24 protein-coding genes and 1 pseudogene are annotated in these 25,977 nt (G+C 29.7%); 13 read left to right on the top strand and 12 right to left on the bottom strand.

Features of this window, described 5'->3' with window-relative positions; genetic code table 11:
* Positions 1 to 30: 30 nt before the first annotated feature.
* Complete coding sequence (gene rlmB, locus PG912_RS03680) at positions 31 to 768, top strand: 23S rRNA (guanosine(2251)-2'-O)-methyltransferase RlmB (RefSeq protein ID WP_260584976.1); 738 nt, start codon at positions 31 to 33, stop codon at positions 766 to 768.
* Positions 769 to 804: 36 nt separating this feature from the next.
* Here the strand turns inward: rlmB and PG912_RS03675 are convergent, their stop codons facing one another.
* On the bottom strand, positions 805 to 1,563 hold the full coding sequence (locus tag PG912_RS03675; protein WP_333780683.1) for a rhomboid family intramembrane serine protease: 759 nt from the start codon (positions 1,561 to 1,563) through the stop codon (positions 805 to 807).
* 22 nt (positions 1,564 to 1,585) lie between these two features.
* Between PG912_RS03675 and PG912_RS03670 the strand changes: the two genes are divergently transcribed.
* On the top strand, positions 1,586 to 2,857 hold the full coding sequence (locus PG912_RS03670; RefSeq protein WP_275688532.1) for a replication-associated recombination protein A: 1,272 nt from the start codon (positions 1,586 to 1,588) through the stop codon (positions 2,855 to 2,857).
* Between the two features lie 47 nt (positions 2,858 to 2,904).
* Here the strand turns inward: PG912_RS03670 and PG912_RS03665 are convergent, their stop codons facing one another.
* From PG912_RS03665 to radC, 5 genes are all read right to left on the bottom strand, one after another.
* Positions 2,905 to 3,654 (bottom strand): hypothetical protein, encoded by a 750-nt coding sequence (locus PG912_RS03665; RefSeq protein WP_275688531.1) that lies wholly within the window; start codon positions 3,652 to 3,654, stop codon positions 2,905 to 2,907.
* 82 nt (positions 3,655 to 3,736) lie between these two features.
* Positions 3,737 to 4,414, bottom strand: coding sequence for a YjjG family noncanonical pyrimidine nucleotidase (locus PG912_RS03660; RefSeq protein WP_275688530.1), 678 nt, complete (start codon positions 4,412 to 4,414; stop codon positions 3,737 to 3,739).
* A gap of 28 nt (positions 4,415 to 4,442) precedes the next feature.
* Positions 4,443 to 5,180: a polysaccharide deacetylase family protein gene (locus PG912_RS03655; protein WP_275688529.1), complete on the bottom strand. Its 738-nt coding sequence runs from the start codon at positions 5,178 to 5,180 to the stop codon at positions 4,443 to 4,445.
* A gap of 132 nt (positions 5,181 to 5,312) precedes the next feature.
* Positions 5,313 to 5,747: a DUF7033 domain-containing protein gene (locus tag PG912_RS03650; RefSeq protein WP_275688528.1), complete on the bottom strand. Its 435-nt coding sequence runs from the start codon at positions 5,745 to 5,747 to the stop codon at positions 5,313 to 5,315.
* A 35-nt stretch (positions 5,748 to 5,782) separates the two neighbouring features.
* A complete protein-coding gene (gene radC, locus PG912_RS03645; RefSeq protein ID WP_260584970.1) occupies positions 5,783 to 6,469 on the bottom strand; it encodes a RadC family protein in 687 nt (228 codons plus the stop codon).
* A 97-nt stretch (positions 6,470 to 6,566) separates the two neighbouring features.
* Here radC and trkA point away from each other — a divergent pair, with 97 nt between their 5' ends.
* Both trkA and PG912_RS03635 read left to right on the top strand, forming a co-directional pair.
* Positions 6,567 to 7,913: a Trk system potassium transporter TrkA gene (gene trkA, locus PG912_RS03640; RefSeq protein ID WP_275688527.1), complete on the top strand. Its 1,347-nt coding sequence runs from the start codon at positions 6,567 to 6,569 to the stop codon at positions 7,911 to 7,913.
* Positions 7,913 to 9,411 (top strand): annotated as a pseudogene (locus tag PG912_RS03635) (TrkH family potassium uptake protein). The gene trkA and the pseudogene PG912_RS03635 overlap by 1 nt, the downstream one beginning before the upstream one ends.
* 53 nt (positions 9,412 to 9,464) lie before the next feature.
* Here the strand turns inward: PG912_RS03635 and PG912_RS03630 are convergent.
* Positions 9,465 to 10,817: a UDP-N-acetylmuramate--L-alanine ligase gene (locus PG912_RS03630; protein ID WP_275688526.1), complete on the bottom strand. Its 1,353-nt coding sequence runs from the start codon at positions 10,815 to 10,817 to the stop codon at positions 9,465 to 9,467.
* Positions 10,818 to 10,993: 176 nt separating this feature from the next.
* Here PG912_RS03630 and PG912_RS03625 point away from each other — a divergent pair, with 176 nt between their 5' ends.
* On the top strand, positions 10,994 to 17,134 hold the full coding sequence (locus tag PG912_RS03625) for an alpha-2-macroglobulin family protein (protein WP_275688525.1): 6,141 nt from the start codon (positions 10,994 to 10,996) through the stop codon (positions 17,132 to 17,134).
* 46 nt (positions 17,135 to 17,180) lie between these two features.
* The gene (locus PG912_RS03620) at positions 17,181 to 17,636 is read left to right on the top strand and encodes a hypothetical protein (RefSeq protein ID WP_260584743.1); all 456 of its coding nucleotides are present in this window, start codon (positions 17,181 to 17,183) and stop codon (positions 17,634 to 17,636) included.
* Positions 17,637 to 17,698: 62 nt separating this feature from the next.
* Here the strand turns inward: PG912_RS03620 and PG912_RS03615 are convergent, their stop codons facing one another.
* Both PG912_RS03615 and PG912_RS03610 read right to left on the bottom strand, forming a co-directional pair.
* On the bottom strand, positions 17,699 to 18,214 hold the full coding sequence (locus tag PG912_RS03615) for a DUF4136 domain-containing protein (protein WP_275688524.1): 516 nt from the start codon (positions 18,212 to 18,214) through the stop codon (positions 17,699 to 17,701).
* 103 nt (positions 18,215 to 18,317) lie between these two features.
* A complete protein-coding gene (locus PG912_RS03610; protein WP_260584745.1) occupies positions 18,318 to 19,310 on the bottom strand; it encodes a M20/M25/M40 family metallo-hydrolase in 993 nt (330 codons plus the stop codon).
* Positions 19,311 to 19,435: 125 nt separating this feature from the next.
* Here PG912_RS03610 and PG912_RS03605 point away from each other — a divergent pair, with 125 nt between their 5' ends.
* Together PG912_RS03605 and PG912_RS03600 are read left to right on the top strand one after the other, a co-directional pair.
* Positions 19,436 to 20,056, top strand: coding sequence for a transglutaminase domain-containing protein (locus tag PG912_RS03605; protein WP_275688523.1), 621 nt, complete (start codon positions 19,436 to 19,438; stop codon positions 20,054 to 20,056).
* A gap of 23 nt (positions 20,057 to 20,079) precedes the next feature.
* Complete coding sequence (locus tag PG912_RS03600) at positions 20,080 to 20,388, top strand: hypothetical protein (protein ID WP_275688522.1); 309 nt, start codon at positions 20,080 to 20,082, stop codon at positions 20,386 to 20,388.
* Positions 20,389 to 20,390: 2 nt separating this feature from the next.
* Here PG912_RS03600 and PG912_RS03595 read toward each other — a convergent pair whose 3' ends face one another.
* Positions 20,391 to 20,741: a DUF1801 domain-containing protein gene (locus PG912_RS03595; RefSeq protein WP_275688521.1), complete on the bottom strand. Its 351-nt coding sequence runs from the start codon at positions 20,739 to 20,741 to the stop codon at positions 20,391 to 20,393.
* 78 nt (positions 20,742 to 20,819) lie between these two features.
* Between PG912_RS03595 and PG912_RS03590 the strand changes: the two genes are divergently transcribed.
* From PG912_RS03590 to PG912_RS03570, 5 genes are all read left to right on the top strand, one after another.
* A complete protein-coding gene (locus PG912_RS03590; RefSeq protein WP_275688520.1) occupies positions 20,820 to 21,416 on the top strand; it encodes a hypothetical protein in 597 nt (198 codons plus the stop codon).
* Positions 21,417 to 21,418: 2 nt separating this feature from the next.
* The gene (locus PG912_RS03585) at positions 21,419 to 21,715 is read left to right on the top strand and encodes a winged helix-turn-helix domain-containing protein (RefSeq protein WP_275688519.1); all 297 of its coding nucleotides are present in this window, start codon (positions 21,419 to 21,421) and stop codon (positions 21,713 to 21,715) included.
* A gap of 60 nt (positions 21,716 to 21,775) precedes the next feature.
* A complete protein-coding gene (creD, locus tag PG912_RS03580) occupies positions 21,776 to 23,158 on the top strand; it encodes a cell envelope integrity protein CreD (RefSeq protein WP_275688518.1) in 1,383 nt (460 codons plus the stop codon).
* Positions 23,159 to 23,226: 68 nt separating this feature from the next.
* Positions 23,227 to 23,589: a ribosomal maturation YjgA family protein gene (locus tag PG912_RS03575; RefSeq protein ID WP_275688517.1), complete on the top strand. Its 363-nt coding sequence runs from the start codon at positions 23,227 to 23,229 to the stop codon at positions 23,587 to 23,589.
* Between the two features lie 62 nt (positions 23,590 to 23,651).
* Positions 23,652 to 24,557: a transporter gene (locus tag PG912_RS03570; protein WP_275688516.1), complete on the top strand. Its 906-nt coding sequence runs from the start codon at positions 23,652 to 23,654 to the stop codon at positions 24,555 to 24,557.
* A 44-nt stretch (positions 24,558 to 24,601) separates the two neighbouring features.
* Here the strand turns inward: PG912_RS03570 and PG912_RS03565 are convergent, their stop codons facing one another.
* Positions 24,602 to 24,823 (bottom strand): DUF3820 family protein, encoded by a 222-nt coding sequence (locus tag PG912_RS03565; RefSeq protein WP_275688515.1) that lies wholly within the window; start codon positions 24,821 to 24,823, stop codon positions 24,602 to 24,604.
* Positions 24,824 to 24,839: 16 nt separating this feature from the next.
* The gene (locus PG912_RS03560; protein ID WP_275688514.1) at positions 24,840 to 25,823 is read right to left on the bottom strand and encodes a mechanosensitive ion channel family protein; all 984 of its coding nucleotides are present in this window, start codon (positions 25,821 to 25,823) and stop codon (positions 24,840 to 24,842) included.
* Between the last annotated feature and the right edge of the window lie 154 nt (positions 25,824 to 25,977).

The following is a 25,977-nucleotide window of genomic DNA, read 5'->3' as shown; positions in this document are numbered from 1 at the left end:
TTATACCATAAATTCTAGTACATTTGCAGCATGGAAGAAAACACGACTATTTTTGGTATTAGAGCAATTATTGAAGCTATTGAAAGTAATGCATCAATTAACAAAGTATATTTACAAAAAGGACTTAGAGGTGAGTTGTTTTTTGAATTGGATAAATTATTAAGAAAAAACAAAGTATCAACTAGTGTAGTTCCTACAGAAAAACTTGATAGATTATCAAAACACAGTAATCACCAAGGAGCAGTAGCAAAAATTTCTCCTGTAGATTTTCATGATTTAGAAACATTAATTGAAACGACTATAGCCTCTGATAAAATGCCTTTGTTTTTATTATTAGATCAAGTATCTGATGTACGAAATTTTGGTGCCATTATTAGAACAGCTGAATGTACGGGTGTTAACGGAATTATCATTCAAAAAAGTGGTAGTGCTCCTGTAAATGCTGAAACGATAAAGACATCAGCTGGTGCAGCTTTTAAAATTCCTATTTGTAAAGTAGATCATATTAAAGATGCCATGTTTCAATTACAAGCTGCCGATATAAAAATGGTAGCTGCTACCGAAAAAACAGAAGATGCTGTTTTTGATGTTGATTTTAATCAACCAATGGCAATTGTAATGGGTTCTGAGCACAAAGGTGTAAGTACTTCTGTTTTAAAAATGGTAGATTACAAAGCTAAATTGCCTTTACTTGGTGAAATTGAATCTTTAAATGTTTCTGTTGCCTGTGGAGTATTTTTGTATGAAACACTAAGACAAAGACAATAATATAATTTTTAAAAATCCTGCTTTTTGCAGGATTTTTTATTCCTCTTCTTTATAAAAATAGGTGTAACTGATTTCTGGTAAATCTTTCTCTTCGTTTATTACTGGCGGAATGTAATTTCCGTTTTCATCAAACATATCATCAAATTCAGTTTTAGAAAACTCATGTTTTTCTTTTACAATACCTCTTTTTCTGTAAACTATTGCTAAAACAAATCCGGCTATCAATCCAGATAAATGCCCCTCCCAAGACATTCCTTCTTTAATTGGTAATACATACCAAATCATGCTTCCATATAAAAATATAGTTATTAGTGAAACTGCTACTAATCGATAATGTTTTTTGATAATACCGCTAAAAAAAATAAAACTAAAAAGCAGGTAAACAATTCCACTAGCTCCAATATGATAGGATTTACTGGCAATAATCCATGTTAAAAAACCGGTAAAAAATCCTCCAAATAATAAAACTCTTACTGCAACCTTATTATAAAAATAAAAAAGACATGATAAGAGCACAAACAAAGGAACCGAATTATTAAAAAGGTGATTCGTATCACCATGAATAAAAGGAGCCATTAAAACACCTTTTAAACCACCTAAATTTCTGGGTGATACTCCGTATTTATTAAAATTGAATCCAAAGGTAATTTCTATCCAATAAGTAAACCAAATCAAAAAAACGAAAAGGAACGGAACACTAAAAATACGGTTCGAAAATTCTAATTGAGTAATTGTTTTCATCATCATGAAAATAACAAAAATAAATCCAAACAACAATTTCGGAAGATCTGTCATAAATCTTTTATATTTTTACCGTATGAATGAACCTTTGGCAGAAAGAATACGTCCACAAAATTTATCAGACTATATAAGTCAACAACACTTGGTGGGCGAAAACGGAATTTTAACCAATCATATTAAACAAGGTATTATTCCTTCTTTAATTCTTTGGGGACCTCCTGGAATCGGTAAAACAACATTAGCAAATATTATAGCCAATGAATCTGACCGTCCTTTTTATACGTTAAGTGCCATAAGTTCGGGTGTAAAAGATGTTCGAGAAGTTATTGAAAAAGCAAAAAAAAGCGGCGGTTTGTTTACGCAAAAGAATCCAATTTTATTTATTGATGAAATCCATCGTTTTAGTAAATCTCAACAAGATTCATTACTCGCTGCTGTAGAAAAAGGCTGGGTTACCTTAGTAGGAGCAACCACCGAAAACCCAAGTTTTGAGGTGATTCCTGCCCTACTCTCACGTTGCCAAGTCTATATTTTAAATTCATTCGACAAGGATGACTTAATTGCGTTATTGCATCGAGCAATAGAAAAAGATGAATTTATTTCACAAAAAAAAATACACTTAAAAGAAACTGAAGCTTTATTACAAGTCTCTGGTGGTGATGCTCGTAAATTATTAAACGTTTTTGAATTATTAGTTGCCGCAGACAATGAAATAGAGATAACTAATGAGCTTGTTTTATCTAAAATTCAAAAAAACACCGTTCGTTATGATAAAACAGGTGAACAACATTATGATATTGTATCTGCTTTTATAAAATCGATAAGAGGTAGCGACCCAAATGGTGCTGTATATTGGTTGGCTAGAATGATTGAAGGTGGTGAGGATGTTAAGTTTATAGCAAGGAGAATGCTTATCGCGGCATCTGAAGATATAGGAAATGCAAATCCTACCGCTTTTATTATGGCTAATAATACATTTCAGGCAGTATCTGTAATTGGGTATCCAGAATCTAGAATTATCTTAAGTCAGTGTGCTGTATATTTAGCTAATTCAGCAAAAAGCAATGCCTCATATATAGCTATTGGCGAAGCTCAAAACTTAGTTAAAACAACAGGTGACTTATCAATTCCGTTGCATTTAAGAAATGCACCAACCAAATTAATGAAAGATTTGGATTATGGTAAAGATTATCAATATTCACATAATTATGCCGGTAACTTTGTAGATCAAGAGTTTTTACCTGACGAAATTAAAAACACAAAATTATACGAACCAGGTAATAATACTCGTGAAAATCAATTCAGAGAATTATTAAAAAAACGTTGGAAGGATAAATATAACTATTAAAAAAAGCGAGCTATACAGCTCGCTTTTTTAATTCATTTAATATCAAATTAAAATTTTATTTGATATTTTTTAATTACTTGTACGTTCTCTTTATAATATTCAGCAATCCAAATTGCATTCTTTTTATAAAGGATTCCGTTTTTATTTTTGATAACAAAAACATCTTTTATATTCGTTTTCAATAATTGAAAAACAACTTCGGGTTTCGTATTTACTAATTGATATCCGTTAGCAGTTGATTGCGCATATAAATTTGCTATTTCAACCTCTTTATTTGTGTTTACAGAAACAGGTTTATTAACAACTATTTTGGGTAAAGCAACTACCGCTGGTATATTTTCATTAACAACCTCAACTTTTTCTTTTTTGAGAGGTGTGTATTTATAATTTAATTTTTCAATAGTTTTAAATGCATTACGAATCGATTCATTATATGCTTTTTTATAATCTTTTAATTTACTCTTTCCAACTACAGATGAATAAACAACATTGTTAAAACAATCTCGTAATTCTACAAATGTTTTCGTTGAAAACATACCAGATTCTTTCTTTATGACTCCTGTTAATGCCAAACACCTGTCTTTAGCTAAATCATTCGGTAATTTTTCATCTTCCAAAACAGCTATAAAACCATATTTATTAAATAAAAACTTAGTTAATGAACTTGTTTGATATTGATCTTTCTTATTAAAAAAATCAAATTTATTGGGTACAATTACGTATTTATAATTATTCACTTTTTTTTGCGCAAAAATTGATGTCGTTAACATCAGTAAAATCAAAAATATTTTCTTCATTATAATTCTTAATTAATTTAAACTTAAAATGATAGTATAAGTATCAGCAATATCGGTTATTTTTAATAAACTATAAATCGTATTATACATATTTTTTTAATGCTAGTAATGATTCAACACTTAAAATGCCTTGTTTAGTATTTGAACCGTTCGTAAAATGAATAGCTAACATCCCAATTTTTAATGCGCCCATAACATCAGCTTCATAACTATCTCCTATCATTAAAGAATTTTTTGGAGTTGTTTTTGCCTTCATTAAAGCAAACTCGAAAACTTTAGGGTTTGGTTTTTTTACGCCCACACTTTCCGACGTAATAACTTCTTTAAAGTATTTAGCTATTCCTGATTTTTGCATCTTCAAAATTTGAACTTCTTCAAAACCATTTGTAATTATATGCAATTCATATTTTTGTTTTAAATATTCTAAAACCTCAATAGCACCTTCAAATAAATGATTGTGATTAGGTAAATACTTTATGTAATCTTCAGAAATTGTATTGATTAAAGTATCAGAAATTTTATAATTTACAGCGTTAAAAGCATCCTTTAATCTACTGTATCTTAATACCGATTTTGTAACTTTATCTTCTCTATACAATCGCCAATACTCAAGGTTTATAGGCATATATACTTCTAAAAACTCCACTATTTCTAATTGAATATCTTGTTCTTTAAAAATTTGTTGGAAAGTTAGTTTTGAATTTTTATCAAAATCCCAAAGTGTATGATCTAAATCAAAAAAAATGTGTTCTATATTCATATAAAAATATAATGCTTACTAAATTTAATTAATGTCTAACTATTTTCAACATCGAGCTATATACTCGTTTCCATCCGCGCCATCTTTGATAATTACTTAAACTTTCATTATGAAAAACAGTGATAAAAACACCGTTAACAGCTTTAACCTCATTCTTTAAATCTCTAATTTTACCTAACGATTGTTTTGGTGTTAGTTTCATATAATCGTTTAAAGTGGTGTCAATTAAAGCAAAAGGAAATATTTTTAAGGGTGTTTGAATTTCAAATTCTAAATCATAAAAATAAAACGGCGTACAAGTGCTTGCTCTAAAACCGGTATGACTTGCATACCCCATCGAGTAATCTTCTTCTATTTCTAAATCGATTAAATTCTGATATGTTTTTGGTAGTGATAATCGTAAATAATGCTGACGAGAACGTTTAATCGGCATATTGATAATATTTTCTAATCGTTCTTTCTCTTTTTTTAACAATATATTATTTTCTCTTGTATAATACGATGGATGCAAGCCTACTCGCGCATAATCAACCATGTCTTTTATTAGCAACTTAAATTTTCCTTTTGAGGCTGATACGTTTGTATCAAAAGTGGTATAATCTCCTATTAAAAAGAAAAAAATAGTTCTAACTTCATATATCTTTTTTAATTCTACAATAGATTTAAAAGTATTAAACGGATCTCGCTTTATATTGAATAAAACTGCAAATCGATCCCAAATTGTAATTATTTTAAATTGTGATCCATCTTTTAAAAACCCGCCCATTGTTCGTACAAAACTCTTGTATTTGTAGGCAAAAGCATTGTCTACATCAATTGTAGAAATGTATTTATATTTTCTGGTAGCGTGTTCATAGTCTGGGAACTTAATTTTTAATATTTCTAAAAATTTATAGGCTCAAATGTCAATAATAGGTTTTTCTAAAAACCCAGATTTAAAAGCGATACTTTCCGTTGCCATAAAACGAGTATGTACATCTTTTACATGTGGTAAATATTCTTCATACCTAGAAATTAGATAAAAACTTGCAGCAAAAATATCGAACGGAATTTCTGATTGCTCATCTGTTGAAAAAAAGCAAGGAAGGTTATCCCATTTTTTTACATTTATTTCGAAATTTTTAATTCCTTGTTGAAATAACAATTCGTTACTTTTTACAAAAAATTCTTTTCCTAAAGCTACATTCGTATACGAAAATTTAGGCTCATTATAGGCTACAAACTCTTCTACTTTACCTGTAAAATTAATCGGTATTTTTAAAACCCGTGTAAAAACATGTTTAAAAACATAACGAACACGAGGCGTAATTTTATGAGTATAAATAAGTATCATAGTCTATAATAAAAATTGTAGCAAAATATAAACGACTATAAAATCCCTTCATCTGCAAAGCTAAAATACGCTTTTTCGGTAATTATTAAATGGTCTAAGAGTTTTATATCTAAAGTAACACCGGCTTCTTTTATTTTATTAGTAAGTTCAATATCAGAGCTACTTGGTTTCATTTTTCCTGACGGATGATTATGTGACACAATCACACCAACTGCTGATAATTTTAATGCTTTTTGATACAATAATCGCACATCAACTAGTGTTGCCGTAAAACCTCCTTTACTTAATTGATGTTTTGCCAATACTTTATTTGAATTATTTAAATATAACACCCAAAATTCTTCATGCTCTAAATCGCCCAATAAAGGTTGTAATATGGTAACAGCATCTAGCGAGCTCTTTATTTTTGAAACAACCTCTCTTTCTTCAAACTGTCTTCTTTTTCCGAATTCTAAAGCAGTGATTATCGAAATCGCCTTTGCCTCTCCTATTCCTTTAAACATCATTAACTCTTCTATCGATAATTTCGCCAATGCATTTAAATCATTATTTACTGATTTTAATATTCTCTGAGAAAGGGCAACTGCACTCTCTTCTCTATTTCCAGATCCTATAAGAATGGCAACTAACTCAGCATCTGACAAAACTGATTTACCTTTCAACATCAGTTTTTCACGCGGCCTATCATCTAATGCCCAAGATTTAATTGATATTTTATTCATAGCCTCCTGTTTCTTAATCAGATATAAATATAATTCATTTTTTGCACAACCCAAAGAAGCACAGTATCTTTGCATTCTATCCTTTTCAATTTTATATATGAAAATTATTATAGCCGGGGCTGGAGACGTAGGTTTTCATTTGGCTAAACTCCTTTCTTACGAATCACAAGATACTTATGTGATTGATTTTGATGGCGAAAAGCTAAACTATATCAATAATCATTTAGATGTTATAACTAAAAAAGGAGATGCTACCTCTATTAAATTATTAAAAGAAATTGGAATTGGTTCTGCCGATTTATTATTGGCCGTTACCGAAAGTCAAAATACCAATTTTACGATCTCTGTTATAGGGAAAGCTTTAGGCGTAAAAAAAACAATTGCTAGAATTAACAATCCTGAGTTTTTAAAAAATGATAGCATCAATTTTAAAGATTTCGGAGTAGATTTTATGATTTCTCCAGAAGCTTTGGCTGCTGAAGAAATAAAATTATTATTAAATCAATCTTCCTTTAACGATACCGTAGCTTTTGAAAATGGTGTATTTAACATCATGGGAACAACGCTTGGATATAAATCTCCAATATTAGATTTAACCGTTAAAGAAGCAAAAGATAAATTTAGTTTAGTTGATTTTATTACCATCGCTATAAAACGAGAAGGAACTGCGCAAACTATAATTCCTCGTGGAGATACCGTTTATAAAATGAACGATCAAGTTTATTTTTCTGTTCCAAGTTATAGCATTTCTAAGCTCTACCCTATTGTTGGTAAAGAGCAAATAAATATTAAAAATGTAATGATTCTTGGTGGTAGTAGTATAGGTAGAAAAACTGCTAGAAGCCTTTGTAAAGATAATTTTAAGGTAAAGTTAATTGAGCGTAAAAAAGAAAAAGCGTTAAACCTTGCTGAAGATTTAATGGATACATTAGTGATTCATGGTGATGGTAGAGATTTAGAACTTTTAGAAGAAGAAAATATTAGAGAGATGGATGCTTTTATTGCCGTAACTGGTGATTCTGAAACCAATATCATGTCTTGCTTAGTTGCTAAATCTAAAGGCGTTAAAAAAACGATCGCTTTAGTTGAAAATATGGATTACATCAATATTTCTCAAACAATAGGAATCAATACGCTTATTAATAAAAAATTAATTGCCGCTAGTAATATTTTTCGCCACATTCGTAAAGGAGAAATTTTAGCATTAGCCAACTTACATAATATTGATGCTGAAGTTTTTGAGTTTGAAGTACAAGAAAATGCTAAAGTAACTTTAAAACCTATTAAAGAGTTACGTTTTCCTAGAGAAGCTGTTTTTGGTGGAGTAATTAGAGATGGAAAACCACACATGTCTTTTGGTAGTTTTCAACTACAAAGTGGTGATAAAGCAATTGTTTTTTGTTTGCCAGAAGCAATATCAATTGTAGAAGATTTATTCAACTAATGGAAAACCTTAATCTAAAATTAATTTATCGATTTTTAGGAATAACAGCTATTCTTAATGGGTTGTTTATGTGGTTTTCGTTACCTTTTAGTTTTTATTATGATGAAATTTCTAAATGGGGAATCTTAAACGCCGGTATTATTACAATAGCTATTGGTTTAATTCTTTATTTTTTTAACAAACCTGACAATAAAAAAATTCAAAAAAAAGAAGGTTATCTTATTGTTACCTTCGGATGGCTTATTTTATCAATTACAGGAATGCTTCCTTATCTTTTATCTGGCAGTATTCCTTCAATAACAAATGCCTTTTTTGAAACTATTTCTGGCTATTCAACAACCGGATCCTCTATCTTAACAGATATAGAATCTATGCCTAAAGGAATCCTCTTTTGGCGTAGTGCTACACATTGGATTGGTGGTATGGGAATTATTGTACTTACCATCGCAATATTACCTTTATTGGGTATTGGAGGCATGCAGTTGTTTATGGCAGAAGCTCCTGGCCATCAGCAGATAAATTACACCCGCGTATTACAGATACCGCTAAACGATTGTGGCAGATCTATGTATTACTTACCGTTGTTCAGTTTTTGCTTTTAAAAGTAGCAGGTATGAATTGGTTTGATGCCATTAATCATGCTATGGCAACTGTTAGTACCGGTGGTTTTTCAACAAAAAATGCAAGTGTTGCCCATTGGAACGGAACACCAATGATACAATACATTATTATATTTTTTATGTTTGTAGCAGGTACCAACTTTGTACTTACCTACTTTGCTTTAAAAGGAAAAGTTCGTAAAGTAATTCAGAGTGAAGAATTTAAATATTATTTCTTCGGTACAGTAATCATTGCTGCGATTATTGCAATAATGATCCTTTTTTATCAAGATCCAGCATTACAAACATCTATTCAACATCCAATGGTATGGGGAGCAACCGAAAGCGCTATAAGACACTCTTTGTTTTCTGTAATTTCAGTAGTTACAACAACCGGATTTGTAAGTGCTGATTTTACGATGTGGAGCTTTTTTGTAACAGCAATGTTTTTCTCATTATTTTTCTTAGGCGGTTCTGCAGGATCTACTTCTGGAGGTGTAAAAATTGTTCGACATATTGTAATGCTTAAAAGTAGTTTTTTAGAGTTTAAAAAATCACTACATCCTAATGCTATTGTACCTGTTCGTTACGATGGTAAAGCGGTAAAACAAAAAATTGTTTTTAACATACTCTCTTTCTTTGTTTTATACATGTTAATTTTTATTATAGGAACTGTAATACTAACTTTTTTCGGATTAGATTTATATTCTGCCTTAGGAGCCTGTGCTTCTTCTATAGGAAATATTGGTCCAGCAATAGGAACAGTTAGTCCTGTAAGTAATTTTAATCATTTATCAACTGGTGCAAAATGGTTTTGTTCTTTTTTAATGTTGATTGGTCGTTTAGAATTGTTTACTGTATTAATTTTATTCACTCCTTTCTTTTGGCGTAAAAACTAGTATTTAAAATAATACTAGTTTTATATATACATCAATTATTTACTGCAATAAAGTTAAACCAACTTCTTAACTTCATCAAAATCCAATCCTCCATAATTACCAGAACTCATTAGTAATAAGGCGGTATTTTCTATATTCTGATTAAATAGGTATTCCTTAAACTCAGCAGGATTCGTATAAATGATTAAATCATCACGTTTAAAAGCATCCGCAATTTGTTGTGCTGTAACCTCTTCTAATTGTTTAATTTTTACTGCGTGTGGCGAATAAAACACTACTGCTTTGTCTGCTTTATCTAAAGCACCTTTATATTCTGCTAAAAACTCTGCGTTTAAACTAGAGTATGTATGCAATTCTAAACATGCTAAAACTGTTCTTTCTGAATATTGTTTTTTTACAGCTGTAGTAGTTGCTGATACTTTACTAGGACTGTGAGCAAAATCTTTAAAAATTACTGATGATTTGTTTTCTGCAATTTTCTCTAAACGCTTGCTTGCTCCTTTAAAACTAGCAATTGCCTCATAAAAATCATCTTCATCAACACCCATGTGTTGGCAAATCCACTTTGCTCCTGCTAAATTTTGTAAATTATGATCCCCAAAAATCTCTAAAGGTAAATCTCCATCTGGAGTATCTAAATATGTAATTCCGTTATCTATAAAACAGGTAGGTGTTTTGTAAGGGTACTTTTTTATTGGATGATTCGAATTCTCTACAACCTCTTTTAAAATAGCATCCTCTTCATTGTATACCATTATTCCGCCATTAGTAAGCGAATCTGTAAAGATCTTAAACTGCGCTACATAATTATCAAACGTAGGAAATACATTAATGTGATCCCAAGAAATACCTGTTAACAGCGCAATATTTGGCTTATATAAATGAAACTTCGGGCGCATATCTATCGGAGAACTTAAATACTCATCTCCTTCTAAAACAATAAATTCATTTTCCTCGGTTAAATGCACCATAGTGTCAAAACCATCTAACTGTGCTCCTACCATATAATCTACTTCTCTTTCATGATAATTTAACACATGTAAAATCATTGAAGTAATAGTAGTTTTTCCGTGAGAACCACCGATAACAACACGTGTTTTATCTTTAGATTGCTCGTATAAAAACTCTGGATATGAATATATTTTAACACCTAACTCTTGTGCTTTCAATAACTCAACATTATCTTTCTTGGCGTGCATTCCTAAAATTATAGCATCTAAATCAGTATTGATTTTTTCTGGAAACCAACCAAACTCTTCTGGTAATAATCCTCGTTTTGCTAAACGCGATTTAGATGGATCGTGAATTGTATCGTCGCTTCCTGTAATTTGGTATCCTTTTTGGTGTAAAGCAATTGCTAAATTGTGCATTGCGCTACCACCGATGGCTATAAAATGAATTTTCATGTTTTAGGTATCTCTAGTATAAAGCAAAAATACAAAACCCTGTTAAAATTTAAGTATCTTTAAATCGAAACTCATTGAAAAGTTATGTTCACGCATTCAAATACTAATTTCACAAAGTTTTGGTTGTCTTATTTATAATTATTTAAGTCCTTTGAAGATATAAAACGAATACTGCTATGAAAAAAATCACTCCTTTTTTACTATTAATTTTATTTTCATCTATTATCCATGCCCAAGAAAATTATAAAAATCTTTGGGATGAAGTTCAGAAATTTGAAAAAGACAATCTTCCAAAATCTGCATTAAAAGTTGTAAATATTATTTACGCTAAAGCGGAAGTTGCTAAGAATTCTCCACAAATTATTAAAGCATTGTTTTATAAAAGTAAGTTTTCGTTAACTTTAGAAGAAGATGCACAACTAAAAATCATCAATCAGTTTAAAGAACAGATTGATAAAAGTAGTTTCCCTACAAAAAACGTTTTAGAAAATGTTTTAGCCAATTTGTATTGGCAATATTTTAATCAAAATAGGTGGAAGTTTTATCAACGTACCAAAACATCCGAAAAAATTGATGAAAACGATTTTAGAACTTGGGATTTAGATACTTTATTCGCAGAAATTCACAGCTATTATCAGAAATCATTAGCAAACGGATTACTATTGCAACAAACAGATGTTTCTGAATTTAGTGATATTTTACATATCGCTAAAGGCTCAAAAGAATACCGCCCTACATTGTTCGACTTCTTAGCACATAATGCGCTAAAGTTTTATAAAACATCTGAAACAAACATTACAAAACCTGCGTATCAATTTAAAATTGACAATCCTAAATTGATAAGTGATACAGGCAGTTTTTCTACTATCAACTTAACGTCAAAAGATACTGTTTCGCTTCAACTAAATGCGTTGAAAATTTATCAAGAACTACTAAGTTTTCATTTAAAAGGCAACAATTTAAAAGCTTTGGCTACGGTAGATTTAGAACGATTAAATTTTGTGAATCAACATGCTACTTTTAATGATAAAGAGCAGTTGCTTTTACGAACATTAAAATCAGCTGAAAACAACTATAAAAAACAAGAAATTGCTGGATTGTATAGTTATAAAATTGCTGAAATTTATAAACAACAAGCAAACAGCTACAATTCAAACAAAAATGAAACTTTTCGTTTTAAAAACAAAGAAGCACTTGCCATTTGTAATCGTGTAATTACACAGTTTCCTAAAAGTGTTGGTGCAAAAAAATGTAAAGCTTTAAAACAGCAAATAAAAACAAAAACGCTTTCAATTTTATCAGAAAAATTTAGCCCAATAAATACTGCTTCTCGTTTATTAATTACTTATAATAATATTGATCATTTATATTTTACAGCTTATAAAATTAATAGAACTCAAATTGAAAAACTAGCTGCTCTTTATAAGGAAAATGAGCGTATCAATTTTATAAAAAAGCTAACAATAGCAACATCATGGAACAATAAATTAAGAAACGAATCTGATTATTTATCACACTCAACCGAGGTTGTTATTCCAAAACTTGCTCAAGGAAATTATTTAATTGTTGCCCATGAAAACGAAACTTTAAATACGACTGATTTATTGGCTACTGCAAATATTCAGGTAAGTAATTTAGCCTTAATTGAAAGTACAGATAACAACATAAAAACATATCAAGTAGTTGATAGAAACTCTGGAAAACCTATTAAAAACGCTCAATTATTATTAAAAAACAAAGAGTATCGAAACAGAAAAAACATCAATCAGAAATTAATTACTGATAAAAACGGATTTGCTTCTTATAAAAGTAACCATACATATTACAACGTATCTATTACTGTTAGTACAGATAATAACAGTGCTATTTTTGGCAATTATTATTTATACAAGCATCAAAAACCAACTGTAAATACGCAAAATGAAAGCATCAAAATAAAACCGTTTATTTTTACTGATAGAAGCATTTATCGACCTGGACAAACTGTTTATTTTAAAACTATTTTCATTCAAAAAAAGGACGATAAATCTACTCCTTTCACTAATAAATATGTTGAAATTACTTTAAATGATGTAAACGGACAGGAAGTTAAAAAGTTAGATTTAAAACTAAATGAATTCGGATCTGCATCTAGCGAAATTGTATTACCTAATAATGGTTTAACTGGCGAATATTCTTTTAATATTGATGAAAGTAAAAAAGAAGAAAGTACTTTTTACAATAGTGTTGATTTCGATTTTGAAAGAGATGATTACATTACTACTATTTCGGTAGAAGAATACAAGCGACCGAAATTTGAAACCGATTTTAAACCAGTTACCGAAACTTTTAAACTGAATGATAGTATTACCGTAAACGGATTTGCAAAAGCTTTTTCTGGAGCAAATATTACCGATGCTAAAGTGGTATATCGTGTTCATAGAAAAGTACAATATCCTAATTGGTGGTATTGGCGCAGACCAAATTCAGCGTCTGAAGCGCAAGAAATTACCCACGGAGAAAGCATTACCGATACAGCAGGTAATTTTTCTATCAAATTTAAAGCATTTCCTGATGAGAGTGTTTCCAAAGAAGATTTACCCGTTTTTAATTATGAAATTACGGCTGATGTTACCGATATTAATGGAGAAACAAGAAGTGCTACCACAATCGTAAAAGTAGGTTATCATGCATTAACGGCTTCTTTACAAATAAGTCCGATTGTTAATAAAGAAGATAAGCAACATCAAATAAAAATTAACACTGAAAACTTAAATAACGAGTTTGTAGCTGCTAGCGGAACTGTAAAAATCTATAAGTTACAAGCTCCTGAAAATCCGTTACGAAAAAGACCTTGGAACACTCCCGATTATCAAGATATTTCAGAACATGAGTTTAGAAAATTGTTTCCGCATGATGCTTATACTAAACAAGAACAAAATGCGGTTTCTTGGAAGAAAGGGAAATTGGTTTTTGATAAAAAATTTGATACTAAAAAATCAAAAGAACTTGCTTTAAAAAACATTAAAAAATGGACTTCTGGTCAATATATTGCCGTTTTAACAACACAAGATAAATTTAATCAGCAAGTAACCGACAAAGCTCATTTTACCGTTACCAGTACTACTGAAAAAAAGATTGCTGATAATAATTTATTTTTTATTAGCACTGATAAAACTAATTATTCGGTGAACGATATGGTTTGTTTAGAGCTCGCATCTGCATCCAAAGATATTACGGTAGTTATTCAGATTGAAAAAAATCATAAAATTGTAGATACGCAATTAATTCATTTAAATAATAACGTAAAATCAATTGAAACCCCTGTAAATAAAAAAGATATTGGCGGATTTGCAGTTAAATACTACTTTGTAAATTATAATTCTTTTAGCAGTGGTGTTCTTACTATTTCGGTTCCTAAAAAAGAAGAACTTATTACTATTGAAACTACTACTTTTAGAGATAAACTAAAACCAGGTACTTCTGAAAAATGGAGTTTCACCATTAAAAATGATCAAAAAAATAAAGTAACTGCCGAAGTTTTAGCAAGTATGTACGATGCTTCTTTAGATGAGTTTAAACCTCATAATTGGCAATTCAACCCAATAACAACTTCTAGTTATTATTCGTATGGAAATACCGCAAATGCACAACATAGTTTTGGTAATTATAGTTTTAGAATTTTTAACCGTAGTTACTCGAACAACCTTTATCAACCTCAACAATATGATCAATTTAACTGGTTTGGGTTTAGTTTTGGTAATAATTATACAAGAACAATGATGATGAGTAGAAGAGCTAAAACGAATGCTCCACCTGCTCCTGAAAGAATTGAAATCGTTGAAGATGAAATGGAAGTTGAAGAAACTGTCTTGGCATTTAGCGAAAGTGATTCATTAGAGGAAGTTGTAGTAACAGGTTTAGGTAATGAAAATCAAAAAAACCAAGAAAAAACATCTTTAAAAGGAATTCAAATCCGTAAAAACTTACAAGAAACGGCTTTCTTCTATCCGCATTTAACTACCGATAAAAACGGAGATATTACCTTTAGTTTTACAACTCCCGAAGCGTTAACTAAATGGAAATTGCAATTATTAGCACATACTAAAAAAGCGCAATCCGCTACAAAAACATTAACGGCTGTAACTCAAAAAGAGTTGATGGTTATACCAAATACTCCTCGTTTTTTAAGAGAAGGTGATAAAATAACGTTGAGTGCTAAAATTTCGAATCTATCAGCTAAAAACCTGCAAGGGATATCTCAATTAATTTTAACAGATGCTATTACAGGCAAAGAGATTCATCTACTAGAAAACGCAACAAAAAATCAATCTTTTAAAGTTGATACAAACGGAAATACAAATGTTTCTTGGAATTTAGCAATTCCGGATACTGTGCAAGCCATTCAATATAAAATAATAGCCAAAGCCGGCGATTTTTCTGACGGAGAACAAAATGTTTTACCGGTTTTATCTAATCGAATGTTGGTTACAGAATCGCTGCCAATGTGGGTGCGTTCTAATCAAACAAAAACATTTACGTTAGATAAACTAAAAAACAATACCTCAACAAGCTTAAAACATCACAAACTAACGTTAGAAGTTACATCAAATCCGGCTTGGTATGCTGTACAAGCGTTGCCGTATTTAATGGAGTATCCGTATGAATGCAGCGAACAAACTTTTGCGCGTTATTATGCCAATACATTGGCGAGTCATATTGCTAATTCAAATCCAAGGATTCAAGTAGTTTTTAAACAATGGCAATCTTCAGATGCTTTAATAAGTAACTTAGAAAAAAACCAGGAATTAAAATCATTGATTATTCAAGAAACCCCTTGGTTACGTGATGCGCAATCTGAAAGTGAACAAAAAAAGCGTATTGCATTATTATTCGATTTGAATAAAATGAAAAGTGAGCAGCAAAAAAGCATCCATAAACTAAAAAACATGCAATTGAATACTGGTGGTTTTCCTTGGTTTAAAGGAAGTGATTATGCTAATACATATATAACGCAACACATTGTTAGTGGATTTGGTCATTTAAAAAAATTAGGTATTAAAAATTTTGATGCTTCAACAAATGAAATGCTTCAAAAAGCAATTCGATTTTTAGATGAAGAAATTGTAGCACAATACAGTGATTTATTAAAACAAGCTGCAAAAATAAAAGCCACAAAAGGTGTTGTTAAATCTGATGAATATCTAAAGAAAAATCATTTAAGTTATTTTACGATTCAGTATTTATACATGCGTAGTTTTTATCCTGAAATTACATTTTCAAACACGACTAAAAACGCAATTAAATATTATAAAAACCAAACTGCTGCTTATTGGAATACTTATAACTTATACGCTAAAGGGCAAATAGCTTTAATTCAATTTAGAGCTGATAATCAATCTATTTCAACAAAAATTCTTAAATCATTAAAAGAAAATAGTATTACTTCTGATGAATTAGGTATGTATTGGAAAACGAACGTTGCAGGCTATTATAATCACGAAGCACCTATTGAAACGCAAGCTTTATTAATTGAAACTTTTTCTGAAATTGAAAATGATACCAAAACAATTGATAACCTAAAAATATGGTTGCTTAAAAACAAGCAAACCAATCGTTGGAAAACAACCAAAGCAACTACAGAAGCGGTATATGCTTTATTGTTAAATGGAAATGATTGGCTTTCAATTACTGATATGGTTGCTATTAAAATCGGAAATCAAAAAATTGAACCCGCTAAGCTAGAAAACGTAAAAATTGAAGCTGGAACAGGTTATTTTAAAACTTCATGGAATGAAAATGATATAAAACCAACTATGGCAGAAGTAACGATTTCTAAAAAAGGAAACGGTATTGCTTGGGGAGGATTGTATTGGCAATATTTTGAAAATTTAGATAAAATTACATCAGCTGAAACTCCGTTAAAATTAAAGAAAAAACTATTTAAAAAGATAAATACTGATGCAGGTAAAGAACTTATTGAAATTACTGATACAACGGATTTAAAAGTTGGTGATTTAATTACCGTAAGAATTGAACTTCGCTCTGACAGAGATATGGAGTTTATTCATATGAAAGACATGAGAGCATCTGGTGTAGAACCTATAAATGTACTTTCGCAATACAAATGGCAAGATGGTTTAGGCTATTATCAAGCAACCAAAGATGCTGCAACAAATTTCTTTTTTGATCGTTTATCTAAAGGAGTTTATATTTTCGAATATGATGTACGAGTAAATAACTCAGGAAGTTTTAGTAACGGAATTACGACAATACAAAGTATGTACGCTCCAGAATTTAACAGTCATTCGAAAGGAAATAGATTAATAATTAAGTAATTTAGCCACCAAATTTAAAAGTAATACTATTTAAATAATTAAAATTATGAGAAAACTATTTTTATTTATTGGTTTTTTAACCATATCAGTTTTAACGGCTAATGCACAAGATATTGCAGAAAATGCTATTGGTATCCGTTTTGGTGGAAATAACGGCTTTGGTGGTGAAGTTTCTTACCAAAGAGCTTTAGGTGATAATAACAGACTAGAAATCGACTTAGGTATTAGAAATGATTCTGGATTTAGTTCTTTCAAAGCTACAGGATTGTACCAATGGGTATGGGAATTAGAAAATCAATTTAATTGGTATGCTGGTGCCGGTGGAGGACTTGTTTCTGCTAGTGGTAATAGTGCTATTTTTGGTGCAGGTGTAGTTGGTATTGAATATAACTTCGACATTCCTTTAGTAATTTCTTTAGATTACAGACCTGAAATTGGTTTTAGTGGTTTTTACGACGGATTTCAATCTGATTTCGGATTAGGACTTCGTTACCAATTCTAAAACATTTAGGATTTAACAATACAGAAAACCTCCAAATAATGGAGGTTTTTTTTATGCTTCATTTATTTTTTAGGAGGATAATTCTCTAATATTTTTTCAATCACCTCTTTATAATGCACTAACCGTTCTGCTGGTTTTGTTTTTTCGTTTATCACTCCGTTAGCAATTCCCTGCCATAACAATTCATCATTTTTACTTGCTACAAAATCAATAGTTAATTCTTGATTTAATTTTTTCCGTCCGATAGGTATTCCGCCAGAAATTCCAAAGCCAACATTTCGACCACCACCTATACCTAAACCAATCGTATTTCTACTAATAGATTTACTTTCTTTTGATAAAATATTGATATACATATCTGGATTTTCTGATAAGACCATTCCCTTTTGCTCTAACCCTTTTGTTAATTCATTTGTAATTCTCTTTACATCTAATTCATTTAAACCTTTACCTGCGTCTTCAAAAAAATTGAATGTTTTGTAAACTTCAAAAGCAGTTTTACTATCATAATCATACACTACTTTAGTAGAAGAACAGCCTATAATAAATAATACAAAAAGATATTTTAATTGTTTCATAAATAAAAAATTTAAAATGTTACCTCAATAATCACATCTTATAAAAATACAAAAAACCTCGAATAATCGAGGTCTTATGAAATTAGTTAGTTGTTTTTTTGAATTATTTATCAAGAACCACTCTTGTTGGCGTATCCTTACCATTAATAATACTTTCGGTTCCTTTAGCAACCGCCTGTATTGTTTGTGTAATTATAGTCATATTTAAAGTTTCGGCTTCATCCGAAACTTTATGATAATCTTTATCTACATCAATTGGCGTAGTAGAAAATGTGTGTGAAGGAACACCTAAACGCGCCAAAGAAGCATTGTCTGATCTAAAAAATAAATTGAATTTCTTATATGGATCAGGAAATAACTGATACCCGGTACCTACTAAGTTTTTTTGAATAATTTTTCCAAAATCAGAACGCTCAAAACCGGTTAACCAAGCAGTATTTGGACCAAAACTAGGTGTCTTACCAATCATTTCTAAATTAATTCCGGCTACAAATTTAGTTGCATCAATGCCTTTTCCAAAATGTGTAGAACCTATTAAGCCCATTTCTTCAGCTGTAAAAGCAACAAAAACAATTGTTCTTTCGTTTTGTCCTTTATTTTTAAAATACTTTGCCAATGCTAAAACTCCCGTTACTCCCGATGCATCATCATTTGCTCCGTTAAAAATTAAATCTCCTTCTCCTGTTTTTTTTGTTCCTAAATGATCGTAATGTGCAGAAACTACTACATATTCATCCTTTTTACTCTTCCCTTCTAAAACTCCAATTACATTGAACATTTTAATTCCTTTGTATTCAAAGTTCTGACGAAAAGTTGGTAATGAATTGTATTTTTTTAATCCGATTTTTTCGAATTCATTTTCAATATACTGCGCTGCTTTCTCAATTCCTGCTGTCCCTGGCTTTCTACCTCCCATATCATCAGAAGCTAACGTATATAAGTGCTTTCTAACAAGAGTGGAATCAATATTAATTACGTTACTTTTATTTTTTGTTGAAACTTCGGTAGCTGCAACCTTTTTATTCTCGTTTTGTACGCTTTTACAAGATAACATAGCCATTGTTATAAAAGCCGATACATATATTACTTTTTTCATCTAATTCTATTTATTTTTTTTAATTTGAAATGCTAAATATAACCAATTTATTTTTTGTTCATTACTAATGAAATAATTACTTTAAAGGCACAATTTTTGAAAGACATAATTCTTATAACTACTATATGAAACAACTATTTTTTCTATTACTATTTACAATCACTTCAATATCGGCTCAAAATTATTTGGCTATTGATAGTAAGATAAAAACATATCCTAAATTAATTACTGCCGATAAGTTAGCATCAAAAATTGCTATCGATTTTAATTCTGATGAAGAAAAAGTTAGGGCTATATTTACTTGGCTTTCCTTCAATATTCGTTATGATTTAGAAGATTTTTACAATCCGAAGCAAAAAAGGATTCGTTTTCGCTATAAAGATGAAGCTGACAAACAAATTAAAATTAAAGCAATAAAGGATAATATTGTTAAAGAAACACTGTTAAAAAGAAAAGGGGTTTGCGAGGGTTATGCACAAACTTTTAGTAAAATATGTTCACTTTTAAATATTGAAAACGAAGTTATAAAAGGCTATGTTCGAAATTCTTATAATGATATTGGCAAAATAAAAAACCGTACAAACCATGCTTGGAATGCTGTAAAAATAAATAATAAGTGGCTATATATTGATGCTACTTGGCCGCAGGAGCTGTTACCAACGGAAAATGGAAACGTTCTTTTAATGACTATTTTTTTAACATTCCTAAAGAAAAATATTTTTTTACGCACTTTCCTGAAGATGTAACATGGCAAATACGTGTAAAACGAATGCCTTTAGCTACCTTTTTTAAACAACCTATATACACTTCTTTATTTCTTAAAAAAGAATACAAACTACTAAAACCTACATCTGGAATAGTACACAGAAAAACTGATGGTACGATTTCTTTTACAATTAAAAATGTAAGCGCTAGTCAGTCTATTTATTGTGGATTTACAGGCTATAAATACGCTAAAAAACCAAAAACAACTTTTAACAAAAACACTGTAACCATTAATATAATTCCTCCTAAAAACAGTAAGGTAGCGTATTTAATTATTGACAAAGAAGTAGTATTGGAGTTTTTAATACAATAATATTATTGTCCTCGTATTTTATATGCCTCCATTAAAACTGAAACTAATATTTCTTCATTAATCTCTTCTAAATGATAATACCGAAGAGACTTTACAGCTTTTCTTTTTTCTGAGACCAAAAACTCATTGTGTTTTTCAAGTACTGTTTTAGAATAAAAACCTACATCAACATATCCTTTTTTAGTTGCGTTAAAATAACAAAGTGGTTTGTTTTTTAGATAATAAAAAGGAAGTTTCCATTTATATAACAACTCTGTTTCAGCGAAATTTACCTCAATTAAAACCTGAAGATGTAATAAAATAGACCGAAATGGTTCTTCTTGTTTTAATATATATTGTTCAGCTGGTTTCATCCTATAAAAATAAATTAAATATTTTACTTGCCAGTGAAATATAAAAACTTTTACTTTGTATTTCAAAGTTCTTTAAAAATGAATTCACAAGATTATTTAAAAGACATATCAGAAATTAAAAACTTAATGAATAAATCATCTCGGTTTATTTCTTTAAGTGGTCTTTCTGGTATATACGCACTTATTGGATCAGCTTTTGCGTATTGGTTGGTAAACAATCATTCGTATGGTAAATTATTATTAGACGGCTGGGTTTTTAGGGTTGCTTTATTAGATTTACTCATCGTATTAGTTGCAAGTGTTGGAACTGCTGTTTTTTTAACCACTAAAAAAGCAAAAAAAAATAAAGTAAAAATCTGGGATACAACAACAAAACGTTTATTAGTAAGCTTTGTTGCGCCTTTAATTGCTGGTGGAATTTATATAATCATTATTTTAAGTCAAGGTCGTTATGGACAAACTGGTGGATTAATGTTACTTTTTTATGGATTAGCTTTAATAAACGCTTCTAAACATACCTACGGTGATATTAAATATTTAGGTTATACAGAAATAGTTTTAGGTTTACTTTCATCATACTTTATTGGTTATGGCTTTTGGTTTTGGGTATTAGGTTTTGGTGTTATACACATAATTTATGGGGCTTTAATGTATTTTAAATACGATAAAAAATAATTGTGAAAAACATTATTTTACATATTAACAAAGCTTTTGACCATAGAATACGACTCGGAATCATGTCTATTCTTATGGTAAATGAATATGCTGAATTTACCACTTTAAAAGAATTATTGGGTGCTACAGATGGTAATTTAGCTAGCCACACCAAAGCTTTAGATAAAGTTGAATTTATTAGAATAGAAAAACAATTTATTGGACGAAAACCAAATACGCGATATTATGCAACTGATACTGGTAAACAAGAATTTAAGAAACACATTGAAGCTTTAGAAAAGCTCATTAAAAATAAATAATATTTTTTTATACATCTACTTTGAAATTCAAAGTTCTTTTAAATAACAAAAACAAAAGTTATGGAAACATCAAACAAACAAAACGGAAAATTCGGAAAATGGGTTAAAACGTCAATCACTGCCAGAATGCTTATGGTTGGTTTTTTAATATTGATTCTATTAATTCCGTTATCATTCATTGAGGGTTTAATTTACGAACGCATGAATCGGCAACAAGAAGTTGTTCAGGAAATAAATAAAAAGTGGGGTAAAGAAGTACTTTTATATGATCCTATTTTAAAGATTCCTTACAAAACATATCATAAAAAATCGATTGTAAATCAGAAAACAAAAGAAGTACAAACCGAAATGGTTGAAGAGATAAAATACGGATATTTTTTTCCTAAAACATTAGACATCAATTCAACCATAAATCCCGAAGAAAAGAAACGAGGTATTTATAAAACGGCTGTTTACAAAAGCAACATCAATATTACAGGAAGCTTTACACAGCCCGATTTTAGCGAAATGGATATAAAAGAAGATGCTATTTTATGGGATAAGGCACGACTGATTATAGAAACATCAAACCTAAAAGGAGTTAATAGTTTAGTAGCTATTAAACTACATAAAAACACGTATCCTTTTACTTCAAAATATAAAAACAGAAATTCTGACAGAAACTATAATAACACTATTGATTTGCATAAACTTGAAAGTAAATTCATAAAAAAAGAAGACATTCCATTTAAAAATGATGTTGATTTTAGCTTAAATGTAACAATAAATGGTAGCAAACAAATTAGATTTATTCCTATCGGAAAAGAAACTAATGTGGCGATAAATTCTAATTGGAAAACGGCAAATTTCTTAGGCGAATATTTACCTTATAATTCTGATAAAGTTTCTGAAGAAGGTTTTGATGCTAAATGGAAAATATTAGATATTAACAGACCTTTTCCGCAACAATCTTTTAACGGAATACCTAACTTAAAAAAATATGCTTTTGGTGTAAACTTTATGATTCCTGTTGATGAATACCAAAAAAGTGAACGCTCTACAAAATATGGTTTTTTAGTTATTGGGTTAACATTTTTGGTTTTCTTTTTGATTCAAACAATGAGTAAAATTTCTATTCATCCTTTTCAATATTTAATGATTGGGGTTGCCTTAACAATGTTTTACGCGTTGCTTATTTCAATATCTGAACATAGTAGTTTTTTAAAGGCTTATATAATTGCAGGCATTGCCGTTATTGGTTTGATATCACTTTATTCAAAATCTATTTTAAAAGGATTAAAATTTCCGTTTTTTATAGCACTCTCTTTAACCGCATTATATGCTTTTATTTTTATAATAATTCAATTAGAAAATTATGCTTTATTAGTAGGAAGCGCTGGTTTATTTGCAATTTTAGCATCAGTAATGTATGCTTCTAGAAAAATTGATTGGCAAAACGGATAACTATCTTTTTTATAATTCAAGAGTAAAACTTCAATAAAAAAGAGGTTTTACTCTTTAAAAATACACCTATGAAATTCAATTTTAAAAGTTTTAAAACCTTTATATTATTATTTTTAACAGAAGTTATTATTGCACAAACATCGGGTTTTATTCGTCATACAGTTGGCGATTTTCTAGTCGTAATTTTGCTCTATTTTTTAGTGAAATCATTTTTTTATATTTCACCTAAAAAATTAGCGTTATCAATTTTAATTTTCTCTTTTACTATTGAAATATTACAAAACTATAATTTAGTAAAAACACTAGGTTTAGAACACAACAAAGTAGCAAGTATTATTATAGGAAACACCTTTAGCTATGGTGATTTAATAGCTTATTTATTAGGTGTAATCACAGTATATTATATAGAAAACAACCGTTTAAAAGAATAATTAATTTTAATGTAATTTTTGATTTTAATTTCGACAAATAGATAAATCAAATTTATAAAAAAATGAAAATAAAAAAACAAATAGGATTATCTATTATTGCAATCACAGCCATGTATTCTACCTCAAATGCACAAGGGTTATTAGATGGATTTACATCTAAAAAAGGCGATTTATCATTAACAACTTCTTTCTCTCTGAGTAAATATGACGCTTTTTATGTTGCTAATGTTAAAAATGAAGGAGTTCCTGTTCATGGTGAAATAAATCAAAATATAATTTCTCTTTATGCTAAATATGGTATTACAGATCGTTTATCAGCTGTAATAAATGTGCCTTTCATTTCTGCAGATAATACAAGTGGTGCGGATGATCCTATAAATGAAAAAAATTCGATATCTGAATTACAAGACATTTCAATCGCTTTAAAATTAAATGCTCATAAATTTAATTTTAAAAAAGCAAATTTAAATATTATAACAGGTTTTACAGTTATTATTCCTACAGGATACGAACCAAATGGAATTTTATCTCTAGGTAGTGGTGCTTTTGGTGTTGATGTAACAGCAGGCTTGCATTTAAATACAGATAGTGGTTTCTTTTCTACGCTTTTAGCAGCATATAACCTTAGAGATGATGCTGAAAATAATTTAACTCCTGGTGGAGAATTTGGAGTACCAAATGCTTTTGTTACTACAGGAAAAATTGGATACGCAAGTAAATTTATTTATGTTGAAGCTTGGGCTGATATTTTTAATTCTGAAGAAGGTGTAGATATTGGAGAGCCTGGTTTTAGAGGTAATTTCCCAGAAACAAATGTTGATTACAGTAGAGTTGGACTTACAGTATACAAAAACGTTATGCCTAAATTAGGTGTTAGTTTAGGATTTGGTAAAGTCTTAGACGGAAGAAATGTAGGTGAATCTACTACTTTTTCAGCAGGTTTAACATACAACGTATCATTAAAATAATACTAGTAAATATCAAATTTTTAATTAGATGAAATTTTATCTAATTAAAAATTTGATTTAACTTTCCTTAAAATATCTTCTAAACCATTTAATTGTAATTCGTAAACCAACCCCATCATTTTACCTAGTTTTCCTGCTGGAAAACCTTTATTTTTGTACCATACCAAATAATACTCTGGGATATCGACTAAATAAATTCCTTTGTACTTGCCAAAAGGCATTCGCATTTTAGCGGTATCAATTAAAAACTGTCTGTCTGGTAACATTTAATATTATTAAAAATTAATTATCAATCTTAAAACCTGGTTTCACATATCCTTTAGGCACGTTTTCTGGTGGAACCGTTAATACATTTCCGTCTCTAACAGCATTGTAATGTGGAGATAGTATTTCTATACCTGCTTTGTGCAACTCATTTTTAATACTTTCGTGTAAATGAGAATATATTACAGCAGCTTTTTCTGGATTTTTAGTGTGACAATTAATTTCATAATTGATATAAAAATCATCTAAACTTTTCACTAGCACAAAAGGCACAGGAGTATCTAAAATCATCGGAGTATTTTTTGCTCCTTCAACTAAAGACTTTATTACCTCTCCACTAGGCACATCGTAACCAATAGTTACTGAAGTATGTAAAATTACACCAACATCTTCTGTGGCATTTTTACTAAAATTGATAATATGATTTCCTAAGATTGATGAATTAGGAATCGTAACATCAATATTTTTAATTGTTTTAACTCTTGTAACCAGTAAACTTCTTTCGGTAACATCGCCAATAGTAGTTCCAATTTCTACACGATCACCAACTTTAAAAGGACGCATATAAGTAATTACAATACCAGCAACAATATTAGATATTGCTGCTGTTGAACCTAAAGAAAACAATACTCCAAAAAATATAGAAACACCTTTAAATCCGTCAGATTGAGAACCTGGTATGTATGGCCAACAAATTATTACTGCAAAAGCAATTATTACAACTCTTAATAAATTAAAGGTTGGTTTTGCCCAATCAGCATAAAAACCATCTAATTTTACTGCTTCTCGCTCTAACTCACTTGTTAGATACTTTAAAAACTTTAAAAGGTATTTGGTACCATAAAAAATTACAATTATAAAGAACAAGCCTGGTATAAAATCTAAAACTCCTTCAATTATAAAGTATACAGGTTTCAGAATATATTCAAAAACTTTTTTAGCATATTCTTTTGTTTCTGGTATAAAACTAAAAACAAGCGGTAAGTAAAAGATTAAAAACAAAATACTTATCGCATACCTTAAACTTTTTGTTATAAACTTTAAGATATGCTTTTCTCTTCTTGGTGTTATAAATTTAAAAAAATTAACTAATTCAATTCTTTTAAAAAATAAATTTCTATCTAGCTTATCTAATTTAGATTGAAACCAGTTGAAG

Origin of the sequence: Tenacibaculum retecalamus, from assembly GCF_027941755.1 — a bacterium.
GTDB classification, from domain to species: Bacteria; Bacteroidota; Bacteroidia; order Flavobacteriales; family Flavobacteriaceae; genus Polaribacter; species Polaribacter haliotis_B.
This window is presented reverse-complemented; position numbering and strand designations above follow the sequence as displayed.

Bases quoted from the DNA above. Each gene is read 5' to 3' on its own strand.
- radC (WP_260584970.1), bottom strand. From the start codon at position 6,469: ATGAATAAAATATCAATTAAATCTTGGGCATTAGATGATAGGCCGCGT.
- PG912_RS03605 (WP_275688523.1), top strand. From the start codon at position 19,436: ATGAAACAACTATTTTTTCTATTACTATTTACAATCACTTCAATATCG.
- rlmB (WP_260584976.1), top strand. From the start codon at position 31: ATGGAAGAAAACACGACTATTTTTGGTATTAGAGCAATTATTGAAGCT.
- PG912_RS03660 (WP_275688530.1), bottom strand. From the start codon at position 4,414: ATGAATATAGAACACATTTTTTTTGATTTAGATCATACACTTTGGGAT.
- PG912_RS03570 (WP_275688516.1), top strand. From the start codon at position 23,652: ATGAAAATAAAAAAACAAATAGGATTATCTATTATTGCAATCACAGCC.
- PG912_RS03665 (WP_275688531.1), bottom strand. From the start codon at position 3,654: ATGAAGAAAATATTTTTGATTTTACTGATGTTAACGACATCAATTTTT.
- PG912_RS03655 (WP_275688529.1), bottom strand. From the start codon at position 5,180: ATGGGCGGGTTTTTAAAAGATGGATCACAATTTAAAATAATTACAATT.
- PG912_RS03590 (WP_275688520.1), top strand. From the start codon at position 20,820: ATGAATTCACAAGATTATTTAAAAGACATATCAGAAATTAAAAACTTA.
- PG912_RS03565 (WP_275688515.1), bottom strand. From the start codon at position 24,823: ATGTTACCAGACAGACAGTTTTTAATTGATACCGCTAAAATGCGAATG.
- PG912_RS03625 (WP_275688525.1), top strand. From the start codon at position 10,994: ATGAAAAAAATCACTCCTTTTTTACTATTAATTTTATTTTCATCTATT.
- PG912_RS03595 (WP_275688521.1), bottom strand. From the start codon at position 20,741: ATGAAACCAGCTGAACAATATATATTAAAACAAGAAGAACCATTTCGG.
- PG912_RS03600 (WP_275688522.1), top strand. From the start codon at position 20,080: ATGCCTTTAGCTACCTTTTTTAAACAACCTATATACACTTCTTTATTT.
- PG912_RS03630 (WP_275688526.1), bottom strand. From the start codon at position 10,817: ATGAAAATTCATTTTATAGCCATCGGTGGTAGCGCAATGCACAATTTA.
- trkA (WP_275688527.1), top strand. From the start codon at position 6,567: ATGAAAATTATTATAGCCGGGGCTGGAGACGTAGGTTTTCATTTGGCT.
- PG912_RS03615 (WP_275688524.1), bottom strand. From the start codon at position 18,214: ATGAAACAATTAAAATATCTTTTTGTATTATTTATTATAGGCTGTTCT.
- creD (WP_275688518.1), top strand. From the start codon at position 21,776: ATGGAAACATCAAACAAACAAAACGGAAAATTCGGAAAATGGGTTAAA.
- PG912_RS03620 (WP_260584743.1), top strand. From the start codon at position 17,181: ATGAGAAAACTATTTTTATTTATTGGTTTTTTAACCATATCAGTTTTA.
- PG912_RS03575 (WP_275688517.1), top strand. From the start codon at position 23,227: ATGAAATTCAATTTTAAAAGTTTTAAAACCTTTATATTATTATTTTTA.
- PG912_RS03670 (WP_275688532.1), top strand. From the start codon at position 1,586: ATGAATGAACCTTTGGCAGAAAGAATACGTCCACAAAATTTATCAGAC.
- PG912_RS03675 (WP_333780683.1), bottom strand. From the start codon at position 1,563: ATGACAGATCTTCCGAAATTGTTGTTTGGATTTATTTTTGTTATTTTC.
- PG912_RS03650 (WP_275688528.1), bottom strand. From the start codon at position 5,747: ATGATACTTATTTATACTCATAAAATTACGCCTCGTGTTCGTTATGTT.
- PG912_RS03610 (WP_260584745.1), bottom strand. From the start codon at position 19,310: ATGAAAAAAGTAATATATGTATCGGCTTTTATAACAATGGCTATGTTA.